This is a genomic window from Candidatus Zixiibacteriota bacterium (genome assembly GCA_040753495.1).
Classification (GTDB): domain Bacteria; phylum Zixibacteria; class MSB-5A5; order GN15; family PGXB01; genus DYGG01.
Genome location: JBFMEF010000149.1, coordinates 1 through 6,534, shown reverse-complemented (window position 1 = coordinate 6,534; position 6,534 = coordinate 1). Strand labels below are relative to the sequence as shown.

General features: G+C 51.9%; 2 protein-coding genes. One reads left to right on the top strand and one right to left on the bottom strand.

The annotated features are described in order from the left end of the window. Positions 1-877: 877 nt before the first annotated feature. A complete protein-coding gene (gene fusA / locus AB1690_09980) occupies positions 878-2,956 on the bottom strand; it encodes an elongation factor G (GenBank protein ID MEW6015640.1) in 2,079 nt (692 codons plus the stop codon). Positions 2,957-3,888: 932 nt separating this feature from the next. Here fusA and AB1690_09975 point away from each other — a divergent pair. Further along, on the top strand, positions 3,889-6,456 hold the full coding sequence (locus AB1690_09975) for a T9SS type A sorting domain-containing protein (GenBank protein MEW6015639.1): 2,568 nt from the start codon (positions 3,889-3,891) through the stop codon (positions 6,454-6,456). The last annotated feature ends 78 nt before the right edge of the window (positions 6,457-6,534 follow it).

The following is a 6,534-nucleotide window of genomic DNA, read 5'->3' as shown; positions in this document are numbered from 1 at the left end:
GCGAACCGCAGAAACCTTAAAATCCCCGTCATACTGACGACGCTTCTCCAACATCGTGAACACCTCCTTAAAATCAAATATACATCAGACCTTATTTCAGTGTCCACTCTTTCGGGGGAAGCTCAGTTCCGAATTCGAGATTTATCGAGAATGAGAAACCCGACAATTATTTAAAGACACCGGTGGCTCACCCAACGGGTGAGATCTTCCCGAACAGGCTCAAAATCACATCGGTACCACACCCAACCGGTGTGTCTTTTCAATCTAGCTGAAAATCCGCAACTATCAAAATCCTTAATTTCAGGATTGAACAGCGCCGTCAGGAACCCATTCCTGACGGATTTTCCATTTAATCACATCAACACATGGGTACCGCACCCGACCCGCCTCTATCGGGTGTTCTTCCAAATGAGCCTGAAAATCGAATCTTTTCACCCTCCCCCCTCAAAATGTGATACTCACCCCCAACTCTCTTCTCCCCCTCAGTCCGCCCACCTTTTCAATTTCCCCCTCTCTCCCCAACCTCTTCCCCCAAATCAATATCAAACCGCTATTGACAAGACGCCGGGGGGAATATATAGAGGAATTATTATGACCAAACTAAACCGCGAAACCAAAAACGCTTACAACCACCCTTGGTTTAAGCCCTTACAGGGAAAACGTGTCAAATTGTGCACCTTAATTCCCCCCTATCTCTCACCCCGTCAACCACTTGGGCGAAAACAGCCCCCCAAAAAAATTCCGTTTTTTTACGAATACGAAATGGCAACCCACTCCCCGCCAATGCCTAGAAAACTCCAGAGATTTTTTTCAGCCCCCACACCATAAAAAAACCCCCGCTCTCGCAGGGGTTCATATAAACATGGATAATAATAGTCTATTCTTCCTTCGACCGCTTTATCTCCTCCACCACCTTCTCCGTGATTTCCCGCGGCACCTCTTCATAGTGCGAGAACGACCTGGTATAGACCCCTTGTCCCGAGGTCATAGAGCGCAAGTCAACCGAGTAATTGTAGAGTTCAGCCTGAGGCACCGTGGCTTTAATCCGCTGGTATCGGCCATCCGGGTCCATTCCCATTATCCGTCCCCGTCGTCCCGAAAGATTACCCATAACGTCGCCGGTGAAATCATCAGGCACCAGCACTTCGACTATGTCAATCGGCTCCAGCAGCACCGGATTGCATTTGAGGAACCCCTCCTTAAAAGCCATCGAGGCCGCAATCTTAAATGCCATATCTGATGAGTCAACTTCATGGTAAGAGCCGTAGAATACGGCCACCTTGATATCGACCACCGGCGACCCGGAGAGCCCCCCCTCCAGCATCGCTTCCACCACCCCTTTTTCCACCGAGGGGATATATTTGCCGGGGATGACACCGCCGGTAATTTCATCCAAAAACTCAAATCCAGCCCCGCGTTTGTTCGGTTCCAGACGCAGATGAACATCACCATACTGCCCGCGCCCACCGGACTGCTTTTTGTATTTATGCTGAATTTCCACCTTGGTTTTGATCGTCTCGCGGTAAGGTATCCGCGGCTTGAACAGATCGACTTCCACCCCGAATTTGCGCTTAAGTTTTTCAATCAAGATTTCGGTATGGGTTGAACCCTGAGTAAACATCACCGTTTGACGAAGGGCCGGGTCAATCACCAGGCGGAAAGTCGGGTCTTCATCGCGAAGTTTCGACAGCCCGGTACCGAGCTTCTCTTCATCTCCCTTGGAGCGGGGCTTAACGCCGATATCCATTACCGGTTCCGGGAACTCTACTTTGGGCATCACGAAACGGAGCTCTTTGTCGCCGAGAGTGTCACCCATTTTGCTCGATTTCAGTTTGACGAAAGCGCCGATATCGCCGGCCACAACCGCTTCAATCTCCGAGCGCTCTTTGCCGCTGACGCTGTAAATCTGACCAATTCTTTCCGAGGAATTCTGGGTGTGATTATGAAGGTCCAGCCCCTGGTTGATTTTGCCGGATATTACTTTGAAAAGCGAAATCTCGCCGATATGCGCCTCGGCCAGAGATTTGAAAATATATGCCAGAGGCTTACCCGACGCCTCCACGTTGACTGAGCCTACCTCGTCCTTCCCTGCCAGCAGCATATTAACAGGCGACATATCTTTCGGCGATGGCGCAAAATCAGCAACAAAATCCATCAGAAGCTGCGTTCCGGCATTCTTCTCAGCCGAGCCAAGCAGGATGGGATAGAGCAGGCGCTTTTTGACCGCTTTCTTCAGCCCTTCCAAAACTTCCGCCGGCGTCAATTCCCCCTTGTCGAAAAATTTCTCCAGAAGAGCGTCATCGGCCTCCGCCACCGCCTCCACCAGTTTCTGGCGCGCTTCTGTCGCCGCCGCTTTTATCCCGGAGGGAATCTCCATCTCGCTCGGGGTCCCTTTGGCATCGAAAGAATACCCTTTCATCTTCACCAGGTCAACGATACCCTTGAATTCCAGCCCATCGCCTATCGCCAACTGCAACGGTATCGCATGAATTCCGTACCGCTCTTGAATCTGTTTTATGATTTCGAGAGTTTTGACATGCTCTTTCTCAACCTTGTTGATAAAGAATATCCGGGGCAGCTTAAACTTCTCGACATAGCGATACTGAATCTCGGTCCCAACCTCGATACCGGCGGTGGCATTGATAACCATGACCGCCAGCTCCGCCACATTCAGACCGACAATCATCTCACCGATAAAATCGGGATGCCCGGGGAGGTCCAGGAGGTTGATTTTGCTGCTCTTCCAGGGGCAAGCCAGAATCGACAGCCCGATGGAGGTCTTCCGGTTAATTTCCGCATCGGTGAAGTCCGACAGGGAGGTGCCTTCGTCCACCTTCCCCTGCCGGTTACTAATCCCGGCCGAAAAGGCGATGGCGTCGGCAAGGCTGGTTTTGCCGCATCCCCGCTGACCTAAGAGGGCAATATTTCTAATCTGTTCAGTATCGAAAACCTTCACCGGAAACTCCTCCTAATTATTAAGACCATCAACTCAACTATAGAATTTCGATTATAACCAATGCCCTTCCCCTTGTCAAATTTTTTGTTGTTTTTGCCCCTTCGATGCCGGAATCTCGGTCCGATAAATTCGCCCCCTTGATAGCGTCCATATTGCACCATTTTTCACAATCTTGGTGGTTGGGGGTAGGTGTAGTGGTCTGGTAAGGGTGAGGTGTTTGTGAACAGGTTCACAATCAAGCGCTGTTTCCGGGTTGTTTCTTTTGCGGCGAGTTGGTGATCTGTTGATGATAGGTGCGGTTGGCGAGATGTCTGATATCTCATTTGATGATGGCGTGCGGTATCGGTCTTTGTGGCTTATTGCGGTCTCATCCGGGGGTAGTTTTCTTGGTCGGGTCAGGTCGGATGGTTCGGAGAGGGTGAGGTAATCTCCCCTTGGCTTCCCCGGATATTGCTACTATTTGCCGTAGTATTTTGGTTTTTTGTTAAATTTTTCTTGACAGATTGGAGGAATTGGTTATTTTGTTGATGTCCAGGGAATAGTTGTGTTGATGAAACGCTTCTGTTAAGGATGAGTTAGCACCTTGCGATATCGGTTGAGAGACTTGATATTGCGTCCTTTGAAAAGCTCTTATTGACAGGCCTTCCGAAGATTCTTAGGTGGTTATGGGAAGTTACATCCTTTAGAGCCTCTAAGAAGACTCCAAAAACTCTGTTAGTTATTATCTCTCCTCGAGAGTTCATAATTTATCATCATACATAGCTTATGCTATCATCCCCTTTTGAGGACGAGACGGGGTTTTCTTCAGACTTCCCTGGTAGCTGAAAGTCTGGAGCCTTGAAGAGGAGGCGACTTTTCTTTCAAGGGATAGAAGCAGGAAGATACCTGTTACTTTTTTAATGAACCTTTAAATTATTTAAAGGAGCATTATAATGATGCAAAAAAGAACCCTTTATTCTTTACTGCTGGCTTCGTTACTTCTGGTATTCGCTTTCTCCTTCGCGACCGCCCAGACGGTGACGTTTCAGTCGAAGACGGTTCCGCGTTGCGCCACGACGATACTGAACATCACGGTTAACACCCCGGAGCCGCTGAGCGCTTTTGAGATTGTTTTTACGCTCAGTGGCAGTTACAGCGATTTCTCGGTCAATTTTGACGCCGGTTTGACGGCGTTGCCGGACCGGGTATTGCAGGTTGGTGGGACACCGGATACGGTACGGATGGCGGCGATGCGGATCAACACCGGCGATAACTGCCTTCCGGCGGGGACGACGGTCGTTGGTCAAATCCATCTGAAGACTGGCGACATCTGCAGCGGTTCGATCGTGGTCAGCGGGGCGACCATAACCGGGACCAGCCAGTGCGGCTGCCCGATTGGGGCGTCAACCAAGCTGGTCAAATGCAGTCCAGTGGAGGAGCTGGCGACGACGGTCGTGGCTGGAACGGTTACCGTTCAGAATGCGACTCCCACTATAGCCTGTCCCGGTCCGATTACGGTTCCGTGGGGCACGGTGGTGGAGTTTGACGTGACCGGTAACGATACCGACCTGGGCAACGGTTGCGAAACCCTACAGTATTCCAAGGTGTCAGGACCTGGTTCGGTCAATCTGACCACCGGTCATTTCATCTGGGCTACCGGCGGGGACGACATCTGCGTTTCGACGGTAGTGCTGCGGGTGACCGACAAGTGCGGCGCCACCGCTGATTGCTCGGTCGAAATCTGTGTTACTAACGAGCCTCCGGTTATTACTTCTGACCCTGACGCCGTTCTTCAGGCGGTCTGGGCGATTCTTCTTTCCGGTCAGGTTGTGGCGAATGACCCTGACGGCGGACCATCCGCACTCAGTTATTCGCTGGTCAGTTTTGACGGTCCGACCTACTATGGCACCGGATTCAACCTGGACGCTAATACTGGCGAATGGACCTGGGATATTGGCGACAATTCCGACTATCTGGGTGATTTCACCCTCTGTATCGCGGCTTCGGACGGAGCCGAGATCTGCCCTCCGTGCAATGTCACCAATGCCGATACGGCCTGCTACAAGATACATGTGAGCGGCTTCACTATCTGGATTGAGAAGGTTCACGACCAGTTGCAGGGTCATTATGCCACCGCTTCGATCTATCTGGATTCGGCCTTTGTTCCGGCGGGATTCACCTCGGATCTGATTGGTGGTTTTGACTTCCTTATTGCTTATGATGCCTCGGCGCTGACCTTCACTCAGGCGACTCCCGGAGCCCTGATTGACAGCGGCGGCTTTGAGTATTTCACCTATCGTTTTGGTCCTTTTGGCAACTGCGGCAGCGGCTGTCCTTCGGGCATGCTGCGGGTAGTTGGTCTTCGTGAGACCAATAACGGCGCCACCAATCCCAACCATGTAGCCGGACCTGGCGAACTGGTCGTTCTGCACTTCTTTGTGACCAACGACCGGACTTTGAACTGCATGTTCGTGCCGATTCGGTTCTTCTGGCTTGATTGCGCTGACAACGTTATGGCCAGCGAGGATGGTAATCTCCTTTATCTGGGTCTGAAGGTTTTTGACTTCCTGGGCAATGAGATTACCGACCCGGTCTCTTACGGATTTAATGGACCGGCCGATACCTGCTACGACACGGTTTTCAACGACACCGGTGGTGTGAAGAATGCTCCTCTGGGCGCGATCATCTTCCGCAACGGCGGTATTGATATTATCTGTTCCGATAGTATTGACGCCCGCGGGGATATCAACCTGAACGGCATTCCCAACGAAATCGGTGACGCGGTGGTCTTCACCAACTACTTCATCAGCGGTCTGGCGGCCTTCACGATTAATCTGGAAGGTCAGATAGCCGCTACGGAAGTTAACGGTGACGGGATCCCGCTGTCGGTGGCGGATCTGGTTTACCTGATACGGGTAATCGTTGGCGACGCTCTGCCGTATGCCAAGGTGACCCCGGGGACGGTTGCCGAATTCTACTCCAATGGCAAAGATATAACGGTGAAGACGCCGGTTGATATCGGCGGCGCGCTGTTTGTCTTTGAAGGCGAAGTCACCCCGATGCTGGCTAACGACGCTCGCGATATGGAGCTGAAGTATGCCACCGTCGACGGCATGACGAGAGTTTTGGTTTACAGCATGGAGCGGGGTCGTCTTACCAGCGGTTCCGTTCTGACTCTCTCGAGCGAAGCGACTCTGATCTCGGTGGAAGCGGCCACTTACTATGGCTCTATCCTGGAGACCCGGAAGAACTTTGTGCCGACCGAGTTTGGTCTGAGCCAGAACTATCCGAACCCGTTCAACCCGACAACCACCATCGAGCTGGCTCTGCCGGTGGCTTCCGACTGGTCGGTGAGCATTTACAATGTCTCCGGTCAGCGGGTCGCCGCCTTCTCCGGATACAGCCCGGCCGGCGTTGTCACGGTTAACTGGGATGCCGCCAATATGGCTTCCGGCCTCTACTTCTACAAGGCTGAAGCCGGCGCCTTCTCGGCTACCAAGAAAATGGTCCTCCTGAAGTAACGGCTTCCTCGCCCGACTCAACCAAACTTCAGGAATACACCACAAACCCTCCCAGCAATGGGAGGGTTTTTTTATGGG